12 protein-coding genes, 3 tRNA genes and 1 pseudogene are annotated in these 19336 nt (G+C 60.1%); 6 read left to right on the plus strand and 10 right to left on the minus strand.

The window, feature by feature from the left end; all coding sequences use genetic code 11:
• Positions 1-90: 90 nt before the first annotated feature.
• The 6 genes from ftsH to BW09_RS02250 form a co-directional block, all read right to left on the minus strand.
• A complete protein-coding gene (gene ftsH / locus BW09_RS02225) occupies positions 91-2199 on the minus strand; it encodes an ATP-dependent zinc metalloprotease FtsH (RefSeq protein ID WP_044089019.1) in 2109 nt (702 codons plus the stop codon).
• Positions 2196-2759 (minus strand): hypoxanthine phosphoribosyltransferase, encoded by a 564-nt coding sequence (hpt, locus tag BW09_RS02230; protein WP_044089018.1) that lies wholly within the window; start codon positions 2757-2759, stop codon positions 2196-2198. The genes ftsH and hpt overlap by 4 nt, the downstream gene beginning before the upstream one ends.
• The gene (tilS, locus tag BW09_RS02235; protein ID WP_140464645.1) at positions 2746-3903 is read right to left on the minus strand and encodes a tRNA lysidine(34) synthetase TilS; all 1158 of its coding nucleotides are present in this window, start codon (positions 3901-3903) and stop codon (positions 2746-2748) included. Before tilS ends, hpt begins: the two co-directional genes overlap by 14 nt.
• Before the next feature lie 23 nt (positions 3904-3926).
• The gene (locus BW09_RS02240) at positions 3927-5399 is read right to left on the minus strand and encodes a D-alanyl-D-alanine carboxypeptidase/D-alanyl-D-alanine-endopeptidase (protein WP_140464647.1); all 1473 of its coding nucleotides are present in this window, start codon (positions 5397-5399) and stop codon (positions 3927-3929) included.
• A gap of 62 nt (positions 5400-5461) precedes the next feature.
• Positions 5462-6685, minus strand: a complete 1224-nt coding sequence (locus BW09_RS02245; RefSeq protein ID WP_140464649.1) for a glycosyltransferase family 2 protein — start codon at positions 6683-6685, stop codon at positions 5462-5464.
• Complete coding sequence (locus BW09_RS02250; protein WP_140464651.1) at positions 6685-8214, minus strand: AI-2E family transporter; 1530 nt, start codon at positions 8212-8214, stop codon at positions 6685-6687. Before BW09_RS02250 ends, BW09_RS02245 begins: the two co-directional genes overlap by 1 nt.
• A gap of 78 nt (positions 8215-8292) precedes the next feature.
• Between BW09_RS02250 and BW09_RS02255 the strand changes: the two genes are divergently transcribed.
• Entirely contained in the window at positions 8293-9219 is a 927-nt protein-coding gene (locus tag BW09_RS02255) for a glycosyltransferase family 2 protein (protein WP_044089011.1), read from the plus strand.
• Positions 9220-9344: 125 nt separating this feature from the next.
• Here BW09_RS02255 and fucO read toward each other — a convergent pair.
• Positions 9345-10496: pseudogene (fucO, locus tag BW09_RS02260) on the minus strand (lactaldehyde reductase).
• Positions 10497-10762: 266 nt separating this feature from the next.
• Here fucO and BW09_RS02265 point away from each other — a divergent pair.
• The 3 genes from BW09_RS02265 to BW09_RS02275 all read left to right on the plus strand — a co-directional run bounded on the left by BW09_RS02265 (position 10763) and on the right by BW09_RS02275 (position 14742).
• Positions 10763-12067 (plus strand): class I SAM-dependent methyltransferase, encoded by a 1305-nt coding sequence (locus tag BW09_RS02265; RefSeq protein WP_140464653.1) that lies wholly within the window; start codon positions 10763-10765, stop codon positions 12065-12067.
• Positions 12068-12527: 460 nt separating this feature from the next.
• The gene (locus BW09_RS02270) at positions 12528-14015 is read left to right on the plus strand and encodes an AAA family ATPase (RefSeq protein WP_044089006.1); all 1488 of its coding nucleotides are present in this window, start codon (positions 12528-12530) and stop codon (positions 14013-14015) included.
• Complete coding sequence (locus BW09_RS02275; RefSeq protein ID WP_223847941.1) at positions 14008-14742, plus strand: hypothetical protein; 735 nt, start codon at positions 14008-14010, stop codon at positions 14740-14742. The genes BW09_RS02270 and BW09_RS02275 overlap by 8 nt, the downstream gene beginning before the upstream one ends.
• 207 nt (positions 14743-14949) lie before the next feature.
• Here BW09_RS02275 and BW09_RS02280 read toward each other — a convergent pair.
• Both BW09_RS02280 and trmB read right to left on the minus strand, forming a co-directional pair.
• Positions 14950-15021, minus strand: a tRNA-Glu gene (locus BW09_RS02280).
• A gap of 325 nt (positions 15022-15346) precedes the next feature.
• Positions 15347-16228: a tRNA (guanosine(46)-N7)-methyltransferase TrmB gene (gene trmB / locus BW09_RS02285; protein ID WP_140464655.1), complete on the minus strand. Its 882-nt coding sequence runs from the start codon at positions 16226-16228 to the stop codon at positions 15347-15349.
• A gap of 463 nt (positions 16229-16691) precedes the next feature.
• On the opposite strand from trmB, the gene BW09_RS02290 reads away from it, so the two are divergent.
• Positions 16692-16765, plus strand: a tRNA-Asp gene (locus BW09_RS02290).
• A gap of 44 nt (positions 16766-16809) precedes the next feature.
• Positions 16810-16882: transfer RNA gene (locus BW09_RS02295), tRNA-Phe, on the plus strand.
• Between the two features lie 513 nt (positions 16883-17395).
• Here the strand turns inward: BW09_RS02295 and BW09_RS02300 are convergent.
• Positions 17396-18880 carry a glycoside-pentoside-hexuronide (GPH):cation symporter gene (locus BW09_RS02300; protein ID WP_044088980.1) on the minus strand — a complete coding sequence of 495 codons (1485 nt, stop codon included), beginning with the start codon at positions 18878-18880 and terminating at the stop codon, positions 17396-17398.
• Between the last annotated feature and the right edge of the window lie 456 nt (positions 18881-19336).

The raw sequence follows: 19336 nt of genomic DNA on the forward strand, positions 1-19336 counted from the left end.
CAACACCAATGAATAAGCCCACAGCCTATCGTGCAAGACAGATAAGACTGCGGGCTTTTCATGGAATACGTCAAGTCAGCAGACCAAGGCTCACTGCTCTTCGGGCTTCAAGCCGACCGAACGCTTCAGGCTTTCCGGAATCTCCACCGGAGGCTTGTCGGAATCCGGGCGGCGATCGTTGGACAGCCACACCTGACGTTCCGGAGCCTTCTTGATCGGGGCGAAGATCTGAGCCAGTTCCTTCTCGTTGAGCGTCTCCTTGACCAGCAGTTGGCGAACCAGCTCATCGAGGATGTCACGGTTGTCGTTGATGATGTTCCACGCTTCGGTGTGCGCGGTCTCCACCAGCTTCAGCACCTCGTCGTCAATCACCTCGGCGGTGCGATCGGAGTACTTGCGCGGCGACAGGCCATCCATCACCGTCGTCTGGTCGTCGTCATCGGCCCACTTGATGGCGCCAAGCTTATCGGAGAAGCCGTATTCGACCACCATGGTGCGGGCGATCTTCGTGGCTTTCTCGATGTCGTTGGAGGCGCCGGTGGTGGGATCATGGAAGACGATCTCCTCAGCGGTACGACCGCCCATCGCGTACGCCATCTGGTCAAGCAGCTGGTTGCGCGACTGCGAATAGCGGTCTGATGTAGGCATCACGGCGGTGTAGCCGAGTGCACGGCCGCGCGGGAGAATGGTCACCTTGGTCACCGGGTCGGTGTTGCGCAGCGCGGCGGCAACCAGCGCATGACCGCCCTCATGGTATGCGGTGTTGCGCAGCTCCTCGAGGGCCATGCCCTTGGACTTGCGACGCGGGCCGGCCTGCACGCGGTCGATGGCCTCATCGATGGCTCGGTTGTCAATGAGCTGGGCGCCGGCCCGGGCGCACAGCAGCGCGGCCTCGTTGAGCACGTTGGCCAGATCGGCACCGGTGAAGCCGGGCGTACGAACGGCCACCATATGCAGATCCACGTCCGGCACGAACGGCTTGCCCTTGGCATGAACCTTGAGAATCGCCTCACGGCCTTCGAGGTCGGGAGCTGCCACTCCCACCTGACGGTCGAATCGGCCAGGACGCAGCAGAGCCGGGTCAAGTACATCGGGACGGTTGGTGGCGGCGATGATGATCAGGTTGGTGTCGTTGTCGAAACCATCCATCTCCACCAGCAGCTGGTTCAATGTCTGTTCTCGCTCGTCATGACCGCCACCCATGCCGGAGCCACGCTTGCGGCCCACAGCGTCGATCTCATCGATGAAGATGATGGCGGGGGCGTTCTTCTTGGCCTCATCGAACAGGTCACGCACGCGGGATGCACCCAGACCGACGAACATCTCGACGAAGTCGGAACCCGCCATGGAGTAGAACGGAACGCCGGCCTCGCCGGCGATGGCGCGGGCGAGCAGGGTCTTACCGGTTCCAGGAGGGCCGTACAGCAGCACACCGCGCGGGATGCGCGCGCCCAATGCCTTGTACTTGGAGGGATCCTTCAGGAAGTCCTTGATCTCCTCGACTTCGGCGAGCGCCTCATCCTCACCGGCCACGTCGGAGAACTTCGTGGTGGGCGTCTGGCCTTCGAGCAGCTTGCCGTTGTTCTTCTTGCCGCCCATGCCGAGCATGCCGCCGGCACCGCCCATGCGGCTCATCAGCCACCAGAACAACGCGAAGAAGATGATGAACGGCAGGATGGAGGTCACCAGATAGCTGAGCATGCTGGTCTGCTCGATGTTGGAGGTCCAGCCCTTCTCGAGGTCGCCGTCCTCCACGGCCTTGGCCACCTGCGCACCTTGGGCGAAGGTGTAGTAGAACTGCACGTCCTTGCCGTAGTTGGTGACCTTGCCGGTGTCCGGGTTCTTCTTGGAGAAGTCGTCCTTCAGCTCCAGGCGCACCACTTGCTTGTTATCGGTGATCTCGGCGTAGGTGGCTTTGCCCTGCTTGATCAGTGCAAAACCATCCTTGGTGTCGATGGTCTTGGTGGCACCGGTGGTGAACATCTGGAACATCAGCACGGCCATGACCACGAGCACGGCACCCCACAGCCACGGCGACTGCCAGACCGGCCGGTTCTCGTTGCCGTTGCCGTTGCCGTTCTTGCCGCGACCGTCGTTGCCGTTGCCCCGGTTGAACGGGTTGGTGAACGGATTGCCGTTATTGCGGTTGTTATTGGGGTTGTTCCCGTTGCCCTGACCAGGCCCCTGGGGGAAAGTCATGCTTGTTCTCCTTGGTACACGGACGGCTTCAGCACCGCAATCGATTCGAGATTGCGGTAACGTTCGTCGTAATCGAGGCCGAAGCCCACAACAAACTCATCCGGGATTTCGTAACCCGGGTACTTCACTTCCACATCCACCTCGCGGCGGGATGGCTTGTTCAGCAGTGCAAACACCTCCACCGATGCGGCACCACGACGCTTGAGCTCATCGACCAACCACGCGAGTGTACGTCCGGAATCGATAATATCCTCCACGATAAGGATGTGCCGTCCGCGAACATCAGCGGACAGATCCTGCCGAACCGTCACTGTGCCGGTGGATTCAGTACCGGAACCATAACTGGACAGGCTCATGAAGTCGATCTGCACCGGGATGCTCAACGCTTCGGTGAACTCCACCAGCGTATTGACGGCCCCCTTCAACACCGCGACCACCAAAGGGTTCTTGTCGCGGTAGTCCTGGCTCACCTGTGCGGCCATCTCATGAATCTTGGCGTCGATCTGCGCTCTGCTGACCAGCTCGTGGTCAATCTCTTCCTTAACATCAGCGATTCGCATGCGCTCTATCTTGGCACACGCGAATGACGTGTTTCTTGCGGTTCGCTGAATATCCACTGGGAAGACATACAGCTGACTGTCCATGCCAATCGACGATCAGACGATCGATGGCCTCGATGTGCGCGGCGCTGGCAGCGATCCGCGCCTCGCTCAGCGCGTGCGCCACCACGCGCAGACGGATCGAGGGAGGTTCTTCCGCCAATAGCCTTGCATCGATGATCACTGTGGCACCAGCCCCCTGCTGCGCCCGCGGCTCAAGAGCGACGGCGTCGGGTGCAGTGGAATCACGGGAAGCGCAGGGATCAGGGGTGACGCGCACCGCCTGCACCCCGACTGCAGCCGACTGCCGATCGAGATACTCCTTGTCATACCGAATCAGGCGCGCGTTGGCGGCCAGATGGCGTGCCACATCTGTCCCGGCGAGCCGCCGCAGCACCGGCATCAGGTCATGGCGGATGCGCGAACGCAGTGGATAGCCGTCAGGCAACGGGCCATCGACCTGCTCTCCATTGGTGGGATCGTCCCAATAGTCGAGCGACAGATCCTCGCAGATGCCGGTGGTGTCGGCTCGTGTGACGTCCAGCAGCGGGCGCAGGAACCGGACGTCCTGACGCACAGTGGCGGGCGGCATGCCGGCCACCATGTCGATACCGTGGCCACGCAGCAAGCCGATCAGCACGGTTTCAGCCTGATCATCCATCGTATGGGCCAGCAGCACGCAGGCCGCGCCCCATTCGCGCGCGGCGTCGCACAGTGCCTGATAGCGCGCGGCGCGAGCGGCGGCCTCCAGCCCCTCACCGCGGTCATGCACCTCGACCGCGCGAACAAGAACTGGCTCCAGACCGAGCTTGCGGCACCGCCGCGCGGTCTGGTCGGCGACCAGACCGGAGCCGGACTGAAGCCGATGATCGACGATGACCGCCCCACAGCGCAATCCCAGCGAGGCACATACGATATGGCTTACCGCAGCCAGCGCCATCGAATCGCGTCCACCGGAGCATGCGACCAACACCAGCGGCGCATCAGCAGCAGGCTCATGCTCGCCATGGCGCAGGAATTCCGGCGATTGACGTTCAATCCCCGCCTGAGCGAGCGCCAGACGAACCCCGCCCACGGCGGTGCGCAGTCGTGCCGAATACACCATATGAATCCTTATCCGATCCTGCGTTACAGCCTTGCCAGTCCGGTGACGAACACGTCGACGGCATTGCGCGCGGCCTCATAATCATCCGGGTTGTTGACCACCACGGCGAATGCCAGCACTCCCCCATCGAGGCGCAAGACATTGCCCGCCATGGAGGTCACATGGGCGAGGCTTCCGGTCTTGGCGCGAATCAGGCCGGCCACCTTCTCGTCGGTATATCGGTAGGCGGCCGTGCCGGTCAGGCCGACGACCGACAGGCCTTCGGCAGCGGCCGCTCCCACACCTTCATGCAGATTGCGTTGCTGGACGGCCGCCAACGTGTGCACGGTGAGGCGGGAACCATCCGAGAGCCCCGAGCAGTCGGCCATGGTCAGTCCTGCGGTATCGATGCCGAGCTTCTCCAGCGCCGAACGCACCGCTTGAACGCCCCCTTCCGGACCGTTCCCGGCACCTGAGGCAAGCGCTGTCAGCCGTCCGAACTCCTCGGCGAGCGTATTATCGGAATGCCTCAGCGTATAGGCCAGGATCTCGCCAAGGGTCGCCGAACTGACCGAGGCGATAGGGCTCACGCCTTCCGGAGCCGCGGAGGCGGAGGGGTCGCCAGTTACCGTGATGCCATTGTCCGCAAGCAGCCTGGCGAACCGTGTGACCGTATCCTGTACGGTATGCTGCGAGAGCTCTGGATATCCCGTCGAATCATCGGGGTCCGCAGGCGCAGGGAAGCCGTCGCCGTATTGGCGGCCGCCGTCGATGGCCATCGAAGAAACCGGCGTGTAATACATGGTGTAATCGGTCTGCACCGAATCGCCTGAAGCCAATCCCTGCGGTATGCGGCTGTCACCGAACAGCGTGTCATCGTAGTGCAGGCTCACGCTTCCTATGCCCCGTTGGGCGAGTGCGGCGGCGGTCGCCTGGGCCAATGTGGCCAGGCCTGCGCGTCCGTTGATGTGGTCGGGGTCCGATTGTCCTGCGGAAAGCAGCATGTCACCGTTGCCTTTGAGCGTGACCACCGTATCGCCGGAGTCTTCGGAGATGTATGTCTGGGTGTCGAGCGTCGAGGCCATGTCCAACGTGGATGATGCGGCCAAGGCGGTGAGCGTCTTCAATGTGGATGCCGGTTCCCGGGGAGTGGACGCCGCATGCTCGGCTGCGGTATGGCCTTGCGCGTCTTGGATGATCACCGAGACATCATGTCCCACGCCATCGGCCGAAAGCAGGTCAGTGACCAATCGCTGCGCCTGTGCACTGTCGATGGACCTGCCGAGATCGACCGAGGCGACCAGACCGTCACCCGTCTTGGCCGCGACCGTCTGCGGGAAGGTTACTGCGGAGACAGGCTTCGCCGTGAGTATGCCCGGAACCATGTCCTCGACGTCCGCGATGCAATATGCGGTGAACAAGACGACAGTGACGATGGACGAGATCGTCACGGTGATGCGACGGCCCATACGGCCGCGGCCATGCGACACGTCTCCGTCCGCGCCTGTTCTGCTCATAAATCTCCTCCGATGTGCGGTTTCATGGGTTGCATTACAGCGAACCTCCCGGACTTCGGGATTCAGCCCTTATGGGTGATGGGCTTCCACTGCGCCTTGGCGAAGATGGCCTGGAAGGAGATGGGCACGTAGCTGAGCATGTAGATCGGGAAGCTCAGCACGTATGCCAGAAGCTCCTTGTTGGAGGCTCCGATCTGGTCGCGTTCCACGATGATGGTCAGTGCGGCCAACGCCATCAGACCGAGCACCGAGGTCACGATGCCGCTTGACCAGCCGATCAGAGACTGCAATTGGCTAGCCCAGGAGACAAAGCCGAAGGCCGCGAACAACGCGCCCATCAATATGCGAATCACACCAAGCACAGTGAACGGACACAGCATCAGCGTGAAGTCGATGCAGGAGAAATCACGCTCACGAACCGCGCGTTTGAGCAGGGCGGGCCCGTAATAGCGAAAGACCTGAAGGAATCCCTTGCTCCAACGCAGGCGCTGACGCCAGCTTTGCGCGAACGTGACCGGTTGCTCGTCGTACAGGATCGCATTGCCGCAGTAGCCGATGCGGTCGCCGTGCAGAATCGAATCCATCGTGAATTCGAGGTCTTCGGTGAGCAGATGGAATTTCCAGCCTTTGTTGCGCTTCATGACATCGCGGGAGAACATGAAGCCAGTGCCGCCCACATGGCAGGAGGACCCCAGAATCATCCGGGAATTGGACAGGAACCTCGATTCACGGATGAACCAGAGCGCCGAACCGGAGGAGACCCAGTTGTCGGCGAGGTTCACCGAGTTACGGTAACTGGTCAGGATCTTGAAACCTGCGTTGAAGCCCTTGTTCATCTCCTCGAAGTAGTGCCTGTCGAGCCTGTTGTCCGCATCAAAGACGAAGTAGGCGTCGTAATCGTCAGACACCCCGGTTTCGAGCATGTGCCCAAGCAGATACGTCAGCGCGTATCCTTTGCCTATCTGCTGCATATTATGCCGCTCGAGCACATGGCATCCGCGTGCGCGCACCACATCGGCGGTCCTGTCAGTGCAGTTGTCGGCCACCAGCCAGATGTCGATGAGATCCGCGGGATAGGTCTGCGCACGAATCGAATCGATGAGATTGCCGATGACGTTCTCCTCGTTTCTGGCGGAGATCAGCACGGCATATCGGTTGGTCATCGGCGCATCCGGGAAGCGCACCGGTTTGGCGAACAGCGACATGACGATGCACACGCCCTGATACACCATGCCGGCACCACCGATGATGAACAACAGCACGTCAAGCACGGAAAGCAGCGTCATCAGCGCCACCCCGTTCTCGGATTGTCGGAGGATGCGGCAGGGGCGTCGGCGTCGTGCCCCTCGACGCCATGCAGCGTCCGCTTCTTGTGCTCGCCATCCAGAACACGCTTCGGAATCGCCACAGTGGCTGATTCATCCTCGTCATCGTCCTTCGGCAGCGGACCACCCGTCTCAAGGGCATACAACTCCTGCTGGAGCTTGCACAGCTCGTCGTCCATAGGCACCCTCTTGGTGGAGCCCTTGGCGGCGCGCGGCACATGCTCGCCGATAGGGTGCAGTACATGCTCGCCGAACGCCTCGGACGCCTCCACGATCTTCGACTTCTTCTCAGGTGTCGGATCGTACATCAGCGGCGAGTCGATCAGCTCATACCGTCTGGTGTAGGCGCGGAAAATCACCTGAATCGAGGCGGTGACCGGCAGTGCGAGGAACGCGCCCAGTGCGCCGAACAAGGAACCGAACGCAAGCACGGCCAGGAAAGCGACCGCGGCGTTGATGTCCATCGTGCGTTGGGAGATCTTCGGCGAAAGGATGAGGTTCTCGATCTGCTGGTAGATGATGATGAACACCAACACGGCGAGCGCATAGGTCCATCCGCGGTTGCCCCAGGCGAACAGCACCGGCAACGCGCCGCCGATGTAAGTGCCGACAGTGGGGATGAACTGGGAGACGACGCCGCAGAACAATGCCAACGGCAGCCAATAGGGCACTTGCAGCACTTCAAGGAAGATGGCGGTGCAGGCCGCGTTGATCAGCGCAAGGATTGATCGGGAGAACAGGAAGGACGAGATCTGATCCTGCGCCACGGTCCATACCAGCAGGAACCGGCGCTGCGTATCGGGCGCGAGCCAACGGCAGAACGAGCGGCGCAGCTTCGGTCCGGCGGCGGAAATGTAATACGTGGTCATGACCACGGTCATCAGGTTGAGCAGGAAGCTCAGCAGACCGCCGACCGTGTTCATCGCGGTACCGGCGAAGTCGGTGACCCAGGAAGTCTGGATGTTGTTGATGATCTCGGAACCAAGGCTGTTGATCTCCGGAAGATTGAATGTGCTGTATTGTCCGAGGAACTCGCGGATCTGTTCGTACATGGCGGGCAGTCCGCTCACCATGGCGACGACCTGGGAAACGAACATGCTGCCGAACAGCGTCAGCAACACGCCGATGATCACGGCCACGCCCACCAGACCGATCGCCGTTGCCGCGCCACGTTTCCATCCATGGCTCACCATCGCGATCACCAGCGGCTCGATGGCGAGCGCCAGGAACAGCGAGATGATGATGTCGAGCACCAGATACGAGATGCTGCCCCACGAGCGCCAGCAGAAGCTGAATATCACAATGGCCATCGCCACATACAGCAGGGCGCGTCCGAACCATTCGGGAGGTCTGCGAGGATCGCCTTTCGCGGGGAACAGCGACCCGAGATCTATGCGGTTTTCGGTATCGGACGGGGCACCCGGGCCTTTACGGCCTGAGGCTTGGGCACCGGCATCCGGTGTCGTGTCATTGCGTGCGCTTTCGCTCATGGCTCCCCATTGTAGCGGGGACCGAGATGTCCGGCCGTTCTTCCCGGTGGCGTACACCCGCTTTTCTATTCTGGAGTCATGCTTACCGTTTCGATCATCATCCCCGCGTGGAACGAAGCCGAACGTATCCGAGACTGTCTGCTGAACGCCACGCGGCAGACCGTCATGCCCTATGAAGTGCTGGTGGTGGACAATCGCTCGACCGACGACACCTGTGCGATCGTTGAGCAGTTCATCGCCGAGCATCCGGATGCTCCTGTCAAACTGCTGCATCAGAACGATGAGCAGGGACTGATTCCCACCCGCAATTACGGGTTCAACCATGCCACCGGCGATGTGTTGGGCCGTTTCGACGCCGACTGCATGATTCGTCCGGACTGGGTCGAGGTGGTCAGCGGTATTTTCACCGAAGACGCCGATGCAATGGGTGCCACTGGCCCTGTGATGTACTATGACATGCCTTCCCGTCACTTCGGGCTTCGCGGCGACAATTCCCTGCGCAAGCGCATCTACCGCGCCGACGGCGGCCAGCCGTTGCTGTTCGGCTCGAATATGGCGTTGCGCGCAACCGCCTGGCAGCAGATCGCAAACGAAGTCTGCCGGGATAAAGCCGATGTGATGCATGAGGATATCGACGTCTCCCTGCATCTGATGGGCAGGAATCTGAAAACCGTGTATTCGCCGCGCATGATTGCGGCCATGAGCGCGCGGCGCATGGACACTTCGCTGGGTTCGTTCCTGAATTACATGCGTCGGTTCAAGAACACGTTCAACGCGCATCCCCAGCATTGGCGCAAGCATAAGCCGGAGGTGCTCTTCACCGCCATGTATCCGGTGATGCATCTGTTCTATCCGGTATGGCAGAAAGTGCTTGATTCCGCGGATATCAATCCCGCCGAAGCCGCATGGATCAATGAGCAGATGAAGCTGGCCGAGGCCGAGGGCAAGAAGCTCTACGACGAGACGCCCACCGACGAGGAATACGACGAGAAGCACGGCAAGTAGCCGAAAACAGCCGAAAAACAGATTGAGGGGAGCTGCGGAAATAGGTCCGCAGCTCCCCTCAATCGTATTACTATGCCTGTTGCCGTATATCGCAGACTATGGGGCCGACTATGGCAATCGACGGATCACATCAGGCTCTTGTAGATGGCGAGGATGTCTTCCTCGGTGGCCTTGCGCGGGTTGCCCGGGGTGCACACGTCGTTGAAGGCGTCGTGCGCCAGCGGGGCGAGGTCGGCTTCGGTGGCGCCAACTTCGGAGATCGTGGTCGGGTTCTTCAGGTCCACGGTCAGCTTGTGGACGGCCTGAACGGCCTCCTCGCGCACCTTTTCGAGGTCGCCGGTGTAGGCATCCTCCACACCGAAGGCGTCGGCGATGTCGCGGTACTTCTCACCGGTGAAGTCCTTGTTGTATTCCATGACCGGGGCCAGCAGGATGCCGTTGGCCACACCGTGGGCCACGCCGAGGCGGCCGCCCAGCGGATGGGCCATGCCGTGCACCAGGCCGAGGCCGACGTTGGAATAGGCCATACCGGTGATGTAGGAGGCGTAAGCCATCTGCTCGCCGGCAGGAATGTCACCGTCGGCGGACTTCGCGAGGTTCTTGGCGATCATGCGGATGGTCTGCATAGACAGGCAGTCGGACAGGCTCCAGGCACCCGGGGTGATGTACCCCTCGATGGCGTGGGTCAGTGCGTCGAGACCGGTGGCCACCTTGAGGCCGCGCGGCATGGAGTCGGTCAGGTCCGGGTCCACGAAGGCGACGATCGGGATGTCGTGCGGGTCGACCGCCACGAACTTGCGCTTGTTGGCGGTGTCGGTGATCACGTAGTTGATGGTGGTTTCGGAGGCGGTGCCAGCGGTGGTGGGCACACCGAAGATCGGCACGGACGGGTTCTTGGTGTCTGCCACACCCTCGAGGGAGAGCACGTCAGCGAACTCCGGGTTGGCGGTGATGATGCCGATGCCCTTGCAGGTGTCCTGCGGGGAGCCGCCGCCCAGACCGATCAGGAAGTCAGCGCCGGATGCGGCGAACTACTCGACGCCGTCCTTGATGCATTCGACCGGCGGGTTCGGCTTCACGTTGGAGAAGACCTCATAGGGCAGACCAGCCTCGTCCAGCACCTTGGTGACCTTCTCGGCGGTGCCAGTCTCAAGCAGGACCGGGTCGGTCACGATGAACGCCTTGGTGAAGCCATGCTGCTTCGCCACAGTCGGAATTTCCTTGATGGCACCACGGCCGAAGTATGCGGTCTGGTTGAAAATCATCCTATATACCATCGTTGCTCTCCTTTTGAGCGGTGTGCATCTGCGTTCAGGCCTCTCCATCAGTGAGCGGCCCAACAATCCACTACTGTACTCTGCGCATATCGGTATTCCTGAAAACACGCTGGAAGCGACTAACACGACAAGCCATAGAACATGGAACGAAACACCGGGAAAACGCCTGTCGCGAAAACCGGTAGCCAATATATTGTGCGTTCCGGAAGAGGACTAGAATCAATGCCGAAGTTGGGGGTGTATCACCATAAGAGAATGAGGTAGGTATGGCAAATGGCAAAACGATGACCGTCGCCGAGATGGTCTCGCTGTTCGTGGATTCAGCTGCGCCGTTGCGTGTGGATGCATTCGACGGCTCGCACTTCGGCCCCGCGAATGCGGATCTCAAAGTCAGAATCACCAGTCCGAACTGCATGTATCAGCTGTTGACCCATCCCAATGAGATTGGCGTGGTGCGCGCCTACGTGCTCGGCGACTTCGACATCGACGGCATCGATTATGCGGATCCGTATCCGGCGATGCGTCAACTGATTTCACTGGCCAAATACGTCAAGCCCCTCACGCCCATGTCCGTAGCCCGCGTATCCGCCGGCATTCTCAGCCATGGTTTCAGGAAGCCTCCGGTCCCCTCCACCGAGGGCCCGAGCAAGTTCGACCGCATCAAGCATGGACTGCTCCCCCACACCGAAAAAGCCGATTCGGAGACCGTCAGCTTCCACTATGACATGTCCAACGAGTTCTACGCCGACTTCCTCGGCCCTTCGATGACCTACACCTGCGCGGTATTCGATGACGAGAATATGAGTCTCGAGGACGCTCAGGCCAACAAATTGCGACTGATTCTCGACAAGCTCGGCTTGCAGCCGGGAGAGCGTTTGCTGGACATCGGCTGCGGCTGGGGCTCGATGGTCATCACCGCCGCGCGCCGAGGCATCAAGGCGCTCGGCGTCACACTGTCCAAGGAACAGGCCGCCTATGCCAACGAATGGATTCGCCGCGAAGGTCTGGAGCATCTCGCCGAAGTCCGCGTGCAGGATTACCGCGAAGTGCCCGAACGCGATTTCGACGGCATCTGCTCCATCGGCATGATGGAGCACGTCGGCACCAAGAACTACCAGAGCTACTTCGAGGACATGTACCGACTGCTCAAGCCGATGGGCCGGCTGCTCAACCATCAGATCACCATCAGTCACGACAAGCCGGACGGCAAGCCCGGCACCGACGAATTCCTCGACCGCTACATCTTCCCGGACGGCGACCTCGGCGCGCCAGGATTCATTGAATCCTGCATCCATGACGCCGGCTTCAATGTAGTGCATCAGGAGAACCTGCGCCAGCATTACGCGCTGACCCTGCACCACTGGAACAAGAACCTCTCCGAACACTGGGATGACGCGGTCAAGCAGGTCGGCTTCGAGCGCGCCAAGGTCTGGGGCCTGTACATGGCCGCCTGTGCCTTGAACTTCGAACTCGACGGCATCCAGATTCATCAGTTCCTCGCCGTCAAGCCGGATCGCGTTGGTCACCCGGACGGCAAGTGGTATCCGCTGCGCCCCTGGTGGAGGGCGTGATACTGCCAGTAAGATGCGCCACGCCAACGCAACACCTACCAGTTTGCGTTGGCGTGGCATTTTTTATGCACCGTCTTGCCACCACCCCATCACTTCAAATCCGCGGAATAACGCCATTCCTTTCCCTCATGCGACAGAAGCGCTTTTCTCCGGGAAAGAGAGGAAACGGGGACTCCAGAACCCGCCTCCTCCCGGGTCCCTGGAAGAAAAGCACGCCCGCAAGCCCGACGGCAAACCGCCGGACCACGAACGCACCATCAGCATCACCCCGCGCCAGGTGGCCCTGCGGCGGACAGATGTTGCCTCGATTGAACCACCTCATCGCGGATCGGGACTGTTGTATCGCTCTGGTTATGATCTGATTGCGAAACGCTGCGGTATGCATACAAGTCACATCGTATAATAGTCATGTATTTCAATTAAAAATTGATTATTATGAGTTTTAGAGAATGGCAATGCGATGATTCGTTTGAAAAGACTTGTTCTGGACGACATGAGGAACATATCGCATGGAGTCCTGGATTTCGATGATCTGCCCGCCGGTGGCAGCGTCACGGGCATTTACGGGCAAAACGGGTCGGGCAAGACCACAGTCATCGACGCGATCGGGATACTGCGCGCACTGCTGTCCGGGAATATACTGCCGGACACCGCCGGTGATGTCGTCAGCGCCAGCGCCGGTACGGCGGCCGTGACGGCGACGTTCCTCATTGGGGACAAGCAGAAGCCCAGCTATCTTGAGTACAGGGTGTCCATGCGCAAGGCGAACAAGGATTCGACGCGGGCGCGAGTCGTCGCCGAGTCGGTGCGCATCGGCGACGACCTCTCGCGCCTGGGCCGCGAGGTGCTGGGACATCGCATGGAGGATTCCAAGGCGGACGGGTTCGTGTCGACCCCGGTCTACGTGTGGCGTTCCATCGAAGCGATCGCTTCGGTGAAGACCGTGGTCTCGCGGACCGCAGATCGCGCGTACATGGAGGGGCGCTCGTTCCTGTTCTCCCGGTGCGCCACGCTCGACGATCGGCCGGACGCCGAGTTTCTGATCGACTGGGCGGTGGCCCGCGCGCGGGAGGCGAACGGCGTGTCCTCCAGGTCGTTGACGTATATCAACGAGCGTTTCGGTGAGTTCGTTCGTCTGCGCGAGGCCCTGTGCGGCTATGCGACCAACGACATCTTCGTATCCACCACCCGTCGTGGCTCCTTTGCCGCGTTTGCGATCATCCCGATCATGGAGGAGAACCAGGCTGGCCGTAACACGGAGTTCGCGTTCGACCTGCTGCAGCCCAATCCGCTGACCCCCGGCCAGGCGAAACGGCTCGGACAGACCGTGGAGTCCTTCGACCGCATCCTGCCCACCATCGTGCCCGGCCTGCACGTCCTGCTGAAGACCGGCACCGCGCCTTCCGGCAAGGACGGCGAGGATCGAGTCACCGCGGAGCTGTTCTCCCGCCGTGGCGACGTCACGGTGCCCTTCCGCTGCGAGAGCGAGGGCATCATACGCATCACCGCTCTGCTCGGCTACCTCAAACATGCGTACAACGACGAGAACGCGCTGGTCGCCGTGGACGAGTTCGACTCCGGCGTATTCGAACTGCTGCTCGGCGACATGCTGTATCAGCTGGCGGACGGGTGCGCGGGGCAATTGGTGTTCACCGCCCATAACCTGCGGGCGTTGGAGGTGCTGCCGAACAGCTGCATCCGCACGACGGTGACCGATCCCGACAACCGGTTCGCGACCATCCCTCGCAAGTCCTCCACGAACAACCAGCGCCGACGGTACCTGACGGCCAGCGAGCTCGGATGGAGCGGACCGGACATCTATGATCCGCCCATACCGCGCATGTTCGGCAACAGCCTCTACGCCGCCGGCCACCCCGACGAGGACGATGACATCGACGACGATCTGGCCGCACTCAATGCCGCCGGAACGGAGGCGGAGCGTGGCTAAACGCAAGATCGTCCTGCTGGTCGTGGAGGGCTCGAGCGACGCCAGCCTGCTCGTTCCGGCGTTCTCGGCGTTGATCGAGAACCGCCTGTTCCAAGGTCAGGAATTTCATTGCGACGTGCTGACCGCGCCGAATCACCGCGAGGAGTTCTACCGGCGCAACGGGTTCTACCCTGCGAACAAACCCTCGCAAACCGTGCGCGAACTCGTCGAGAATTATCTCAAGGACCATGATCGCACATGGGGTCAGCTCGGCCATGTCATCCAGATCTGCGACCTCGACGGGGCATTCGCGCCCGACGACCGAGTGCGGGAGGACCCGTCAGTGGATGGAACCCACTATTCGATGACGGACATCATCACCACGAACCGCGACGCCCTGATAGCGGATCGAAAGACAAAGAGAAACGGCGTGGACGCCCTGCTCAAACTCGACGGATTCAGGAAGAAGCAGGGCGGTCGCACCGCTGTGATTCCATACCGTCTGTTCTATGTCAGCCGCAACCTTGAACACGCGTTCCGAGGCAGGACTGACAACCTGGACGCACAACACAAACAAAGCGGTGCCATCAAACTGGCCGATCGCTTCACGCAGGACCCAAACCTGTTCTCGACGACTCTCCAATCCCTGCGACGCATACACGGCAACCCGGTCACTTGGGAGGAACCTGGCAATACGCTATGCAGGACTGCCACTCACTCGAACGCGGCAGCAACCTCGCATTCGTAGAACCATACCTGGCAAGCGAACTGTAATCAGAGTGGTTATCAGGTGCGCTGAATGTGCCAATAGCGGAATTCCGCCAGTTTTGGTGTTTTGAATGCGTTCCGAATGGACAAACGGCGGGATACGCCAACCGATTGCCTGTATCAGACCTGTATCAAACGGAAAAAGAAAACCCTTGAAAACCTAATGTTTTCAAGGGTTTTGTTGAAGTACCCCCAGAGAGAGTCGAACTCTCGTTGTCAGATTGAAAGTCTGGTGTCCTAACCGTTAGACGATGGGGGCGGACAACTCGTGTAACTATACTGATGAACCCGATGCGACGCAAATCGACACCTCATCGGCGTGTCGAGGCAGAAGACATGGGTACAACCTCTACAACTGTCGCCGTACAGCAGTGCAGCCGCTAATCGCAAATCATGAAAGTCACATCCCACCGTCTGCAGGATTCAGCGTAGGATTCAGCCGCGCGACGTAACGCGAATACTCCCCAATGGCCGCGCAGCCATGCAGCGCGATGCACATGCGAGCGAACGGGATGGAGACACCTGTCTGAAACACAGTGCCCCACCCCGCACACCCCATTTGCGTCTTCGCGCGCCAAGTCCTATCAGAGAGCGTTCGCCCGATAGGCGAAGTCGTGGATGACCCTTCCGGCGTCGATGCCCTTCTTCTCGAAATTTGTGAGCACACGCCCCTCGAACCGTTCGGATTCAATGAAGTCCGCATGCGGCATGCCGTCAGCCATATCAGCATTGCCTTTGCCGACATGTTCCAACGGGAGGCTCACGGCCACCGTGCCGAGATTCTCCCAACCCTCGCGATGGTCCATGACCTCGTGCACGTGCAACGCGTAATCCTCGATATCGGTAGCGATGCGCCAGACGCCATCCTGCCGCAGCGCGCGGTGAATATTGTCCGCAAGTGCGGGCTGGACGATGCGACGCTTGTGATGCTTCTTCTTCGGCCAGGGATCCGGGAAGAACGTCCAGACCTCAGCAAGCACGCCAGTTTCAGTGACCTTGAACAGTTCCGCCGCATTGACCTGCGCTATACGGATATTGGTCAGATTCTGCTTGCCGGCCAACAGCAATGTATGCGCCACACCAGGGTCATAGACCTCCAGCGCCAGGAAATTGATCTCCGGATGGGCGGCCGCGGCGGCAACCACGTTCTCCCCCTGACCGGTGCCGATCTCCACAATCAGCGGATTATCATTGCCCCAGATGGAATGGATGTACGCTTTAGTCAGCGAGAATCCTTCGCGCACGTCAAGCGGACCATTGCCGGCAGCGATATCCAACAGATACGTGTCGGCGTAATTGTCCCAGGCACGCTGCAAACGAGCGTCGAGACGCGCGGAGCGGCGCACGAAAGACAACACCTTATGAATCGGATGCGAAGGAGCGCCGGCGTCGTCAACATGCTCGACGGCATGCTCGACGTCCGGATTGTCGTGCGTCGGCTCGATGGGAACTTGGGTAACGGTCATGATGCTGCTTGGCCTTTCGTCAAGATTGCTGATGCCACTGTACGAATTCGCTATCCGTCCATTGTGCCACCCGCCATGCCAAGCCGACTGGTTCGCCAGTGAGTCCGACGCCTCACGGAACAGGAATCACTTCGTTTCCACGATCGGCCATTACAGCACTCGATATTCGAATGCCCGTCTCGCAATTGACAGAGCGGCAATGCCCCAGCAGCAATGACACTCAGATACATGGGCCACCATCGACGCTTCCATGGGAGGGATGGATCCCTATTATCAGCGAGACGAGCCACGAAAAACAACTGCGCACACATTCAGCCGACATCGCGACCACAATCACAATCGCTTACCTCAGTCACAGCAACTGCCGCAAACCGTTGAAAACACTATAGACACGCCGTGATTTGCAGGAATATGGTTTTCCAGTATTATATCTATCTGTTGTCTGTTGCAAGACAGAGAACACGGCCCCGTAGCTCAGTTGGTTAGAGCGCCGCCCTGTCACGGCGGAGGTCACCGGTTCAAGTCCGGCCGGGGTCGCTGGATGGTCAAGGTTTGATTCGTCAAATCCGAAACTATTCAATGGCTCTGTAGCTCAGTTGGTAGAGCGAGCGACTGAAAATCGCTAGGTCAACGGATCGACGCCGTTCGGAGCCACTACGCGGAACCCCGCAAGCCAATCATTCCAAGGCTTGCGGGGTTTCTTGATTCCGGAAGCAACCCAGCATAAACTCCTCAGCCCAGCATAAACCCAGCACATTCACTAGCAAAGTGACTCAGGGGCGATCTTGCAGCACACCGCCTGTTGACCGGTCTAACTTTGTCTTAGGTCGTCCCCTCCCAAGCTCATTCATACACAACCTCACCAAACGTACATTGGCTCCTACTCAGCGTACGTTTGGTGAGGTCTTACGACAGATTACAGCGCGTGAATCGGCTGTATGTTCGCGTCCGAACAAGGATGCCGCGAACATACAGTCTCTTAGCGGCGCGGAATCGGCTGTATGTTCGCGGCGGTTGCGTTGAAGCGCGAACATACAGCGGAAAAGCCGACAACCCGAAAAGCCGACAGCCGACAACCGACAGCCGACAACCGACAACCCGGAAACCAGTAGCCGACAGCCGACAACCCGAAAACCAGTGGCCGATAACCGATTCGCGCGAATGGCGTCAGTCGACGTCGACGTCGCCGTGGCTGAGTTGTTGCTCGAGTTGTGTGACGATCTGCTCGTGCATTTTCTCGTCGATTTTGACGGTGAGGAGGTATACGACGAGGCTCAATATGATGCCGCCCAATGGCAGGTAGTAGGCGCAGGTCTTGAAGGTGCGGATGTTGGCGGCGGTCATGTCGGCGGCGGTGGCGTCGCCCACCATGCCGGCGGCGACGGCCACGAACCCGACGATGCCGTTGGAGAGGGCGCCGGCGATCTTGTCGAGCATGGGCCGCACGGACAGGGTCACGGCCTCGTTGCGCCGGCCGGTCTTCAGCTGCCCGTATTCGATGGAGTCGGTCATGCCCAGGATCGCGGTCATCTGGATGGTCTGCGCGGGAAGATAGAACAACACGAGCGCGACGATGACCATGGGCAGGTTCATGGGGTTGATGATGAACAGCGTGTAGCCGGCGATCATGAACGCCATGCCGGCCACGTACAGCCAGCGGCGCGGGATGCGGCGGTTGAGCACCGGGTAGAGGGGCGTGGTGACCAGTCCGGTGACGATCGGGATGACTCCGGCGATGGAGAAGCTGTCCGGCGCGCCGAGCACGTATTTGAACTGGTAGAACAGCACGCCGGTGGTGGCCACGTTCGCCACCGAGTACAGGAGATAGCTCAATGCGACCCAGAGCAATTGGTCGTTCTGGGCGATGGCCTTGAACGCCTGGATGGGGTTGCCGCCCTCGCGGGCCTTGGCGCGCAGCTGGTCCTGGTTCTCGCGTGTGCCGAACGCGACGCTCCACGCGGTAATCAGGCCGAGCACGGCGATGATGATCGCGAACGCGGCCCAGCCGGACCGGCCCTGCGCCCACTGGCCGGTGAACTTGAAGGTGAACCAGCTGACGATGGGCACGACGATCACGGTGACGCCGTTGTAGCCGATCGATCCGGTGAACGTGCCCAGCGCGGTGTACACGCCGCGTTCATGCGAGTCGGTGGAGATCGCGGGGATCATGCCCCAGTAGGAGATGTCGCGCAGCGAGTAGATCACGTCCAGGAGGATGAACACGACGACGAACAGGACCATGAACAAGCCCGTGTTCACGTCCACCAGGCCGAACAGTCCGGTGAACACCATCACCAGCAGGATGCCCGGCACGATGCCGCCGATGAACTGCCACGGGCGGAACCGGCCCCACCTGGTGTCCGTGTTGTCCACGAGATTGCCCAGCAGCGGGTCGAGGAAGATCTCCGCGATGCGGATCACCACCACCAGACCCGTGATGACCGCGATCATGCGCGCCGCCAACGCCTTGTCCACGTTCACGAACAACGCCGTCGTCACGAACGTGATGAAGAACGTGCTCATCGTGTTATAGAACGCCGCCTGACCCAAATTACCCACCGCATACGCCACACGACGTCCGATATTGCGCGTAGATCCGCCCGTCCCGCTTCGCTCCGATGCTTCCGGATGATGTGATGTGGATTCAGTCATGTTGTGGCCTCCTTGCGACCTGAAGTTGTTCCGGCAGAATCCTCTCCGACCCTGCACCACGCGAGTATAGAACTTTCGATAGAAAGTAAATAATATTACGGCGAGTCGTAAAGACGATACCGCATATCTCTCAAACACAGCATCCACCAGGCAGCATCCGTAGCTATTGCACCCCTGTGCCCATCACCCCCGCAAAGCCCCACTCCGCAAAGCCCCACGCCACAAAGCCTACTTTGCAAAGCCAATCCCTTAAAACCCCGACACAAAACAACAAAGCCACGCATCTCTAACCTCACTTCGCCACAACACCGCGCCATACACGCTCAACACATCCTCAAAGAAACTATTTGCTTATTTCAGTAAAAATGATTATTATCTCTGCGCAAGAAGTGTTGTATACCACTTCACTTGCGGCGGCAATGACGCGACGCAATCAATCAATATGGAAGAGAGGAC

The sequence above is a fragment of the Bifidobacterium sp. UTCIF-1 genome (assembly GCF_006408915.1).
Taxonomy (GTDB): domain Bacteria; phylum Actinomycetota; class Actinomycetes; order Actinomycetales; family Bifidobacteriaceae; genus Bifidobacterium; species Bifidobacterium reuteri.

Bases quoted from the DNA above. Each gene is read 5' to 3' on its own strand.
- ftsH (WP_044089019.1), bottom strand. From the start codon at position 2,199: ATGACTTTCCCCCAGGGGCCTGGTCAGGGCAACGGGAACAACCCCAAT.
- hpt (WP_044089018.1), bottom strand. From the start codon at position 2,759: ATGCGAATCGCTGATGTTAAGGAAGAGATTGACCACGAGCTGGTCAGC.
- tilS (WP_140464645.1), bottom strand. From the start codon at position 3,903: ATGGTGTATTCGGCACGACTGCGCACCGCCGTGGGCGGGGTTCGTCTG.
- BW09_RS02240 (WP_140464647.1), bottom strand. From the start codon at position 5,399: ATGAGCAGAACAGGCGCGGACGGAGACGTGTCGCATGGCCGCGGCCGT.
- BW09_RS02245 (WP_140464649.1), bottom strand. From the start codon at position 6,685: ATGACGCTGCTTTCCGTGCTTGACGTGCTGTTGTTCATCATCGGTGGT.
- BW09_RS02250 (WP_140464651.1), bottom strand. From the start codon at position 8,214: ATGAGCGAAAGCGCACGCAATGACACGACACCGGATGCCGGTGCCCAA.
- BW09_RS02255 (WP_044089011.1), top strand. From the start codon at position 8,293: ATGCTTACCGTTTCGATCATCATCCCCGCGTGGAACGAAGCCGAACGT.
- BW09_RS02265 (WP_140464653.1), top strand. From the start codon at position 10,763: ATGGCAAATGGCAAAACGATGACCGTCGCCGAGATGGTCTCGCTGTTC.
- BW09_RS02270 (WP_044089006.1), top strand. From the start codon at position 12,528: ATGATTCGTTTGAAAAGACTTGTTCTGGACGACATGAGGAACATATCG.
- trmB (WP_140464655.1), bottom strand. From the start codon at position 16,228: ATGACCGTTACCCAAGTTCCCATCGAGCCGACGCACGACAATCCGGAC.
- BW09_RS02300 (WP_044088980.1), bottom strand. From the start codon at position 18,880: ATGACTGAATCCACATCACATCATCCGGAAGCATCGGAGCGAAGCGGG.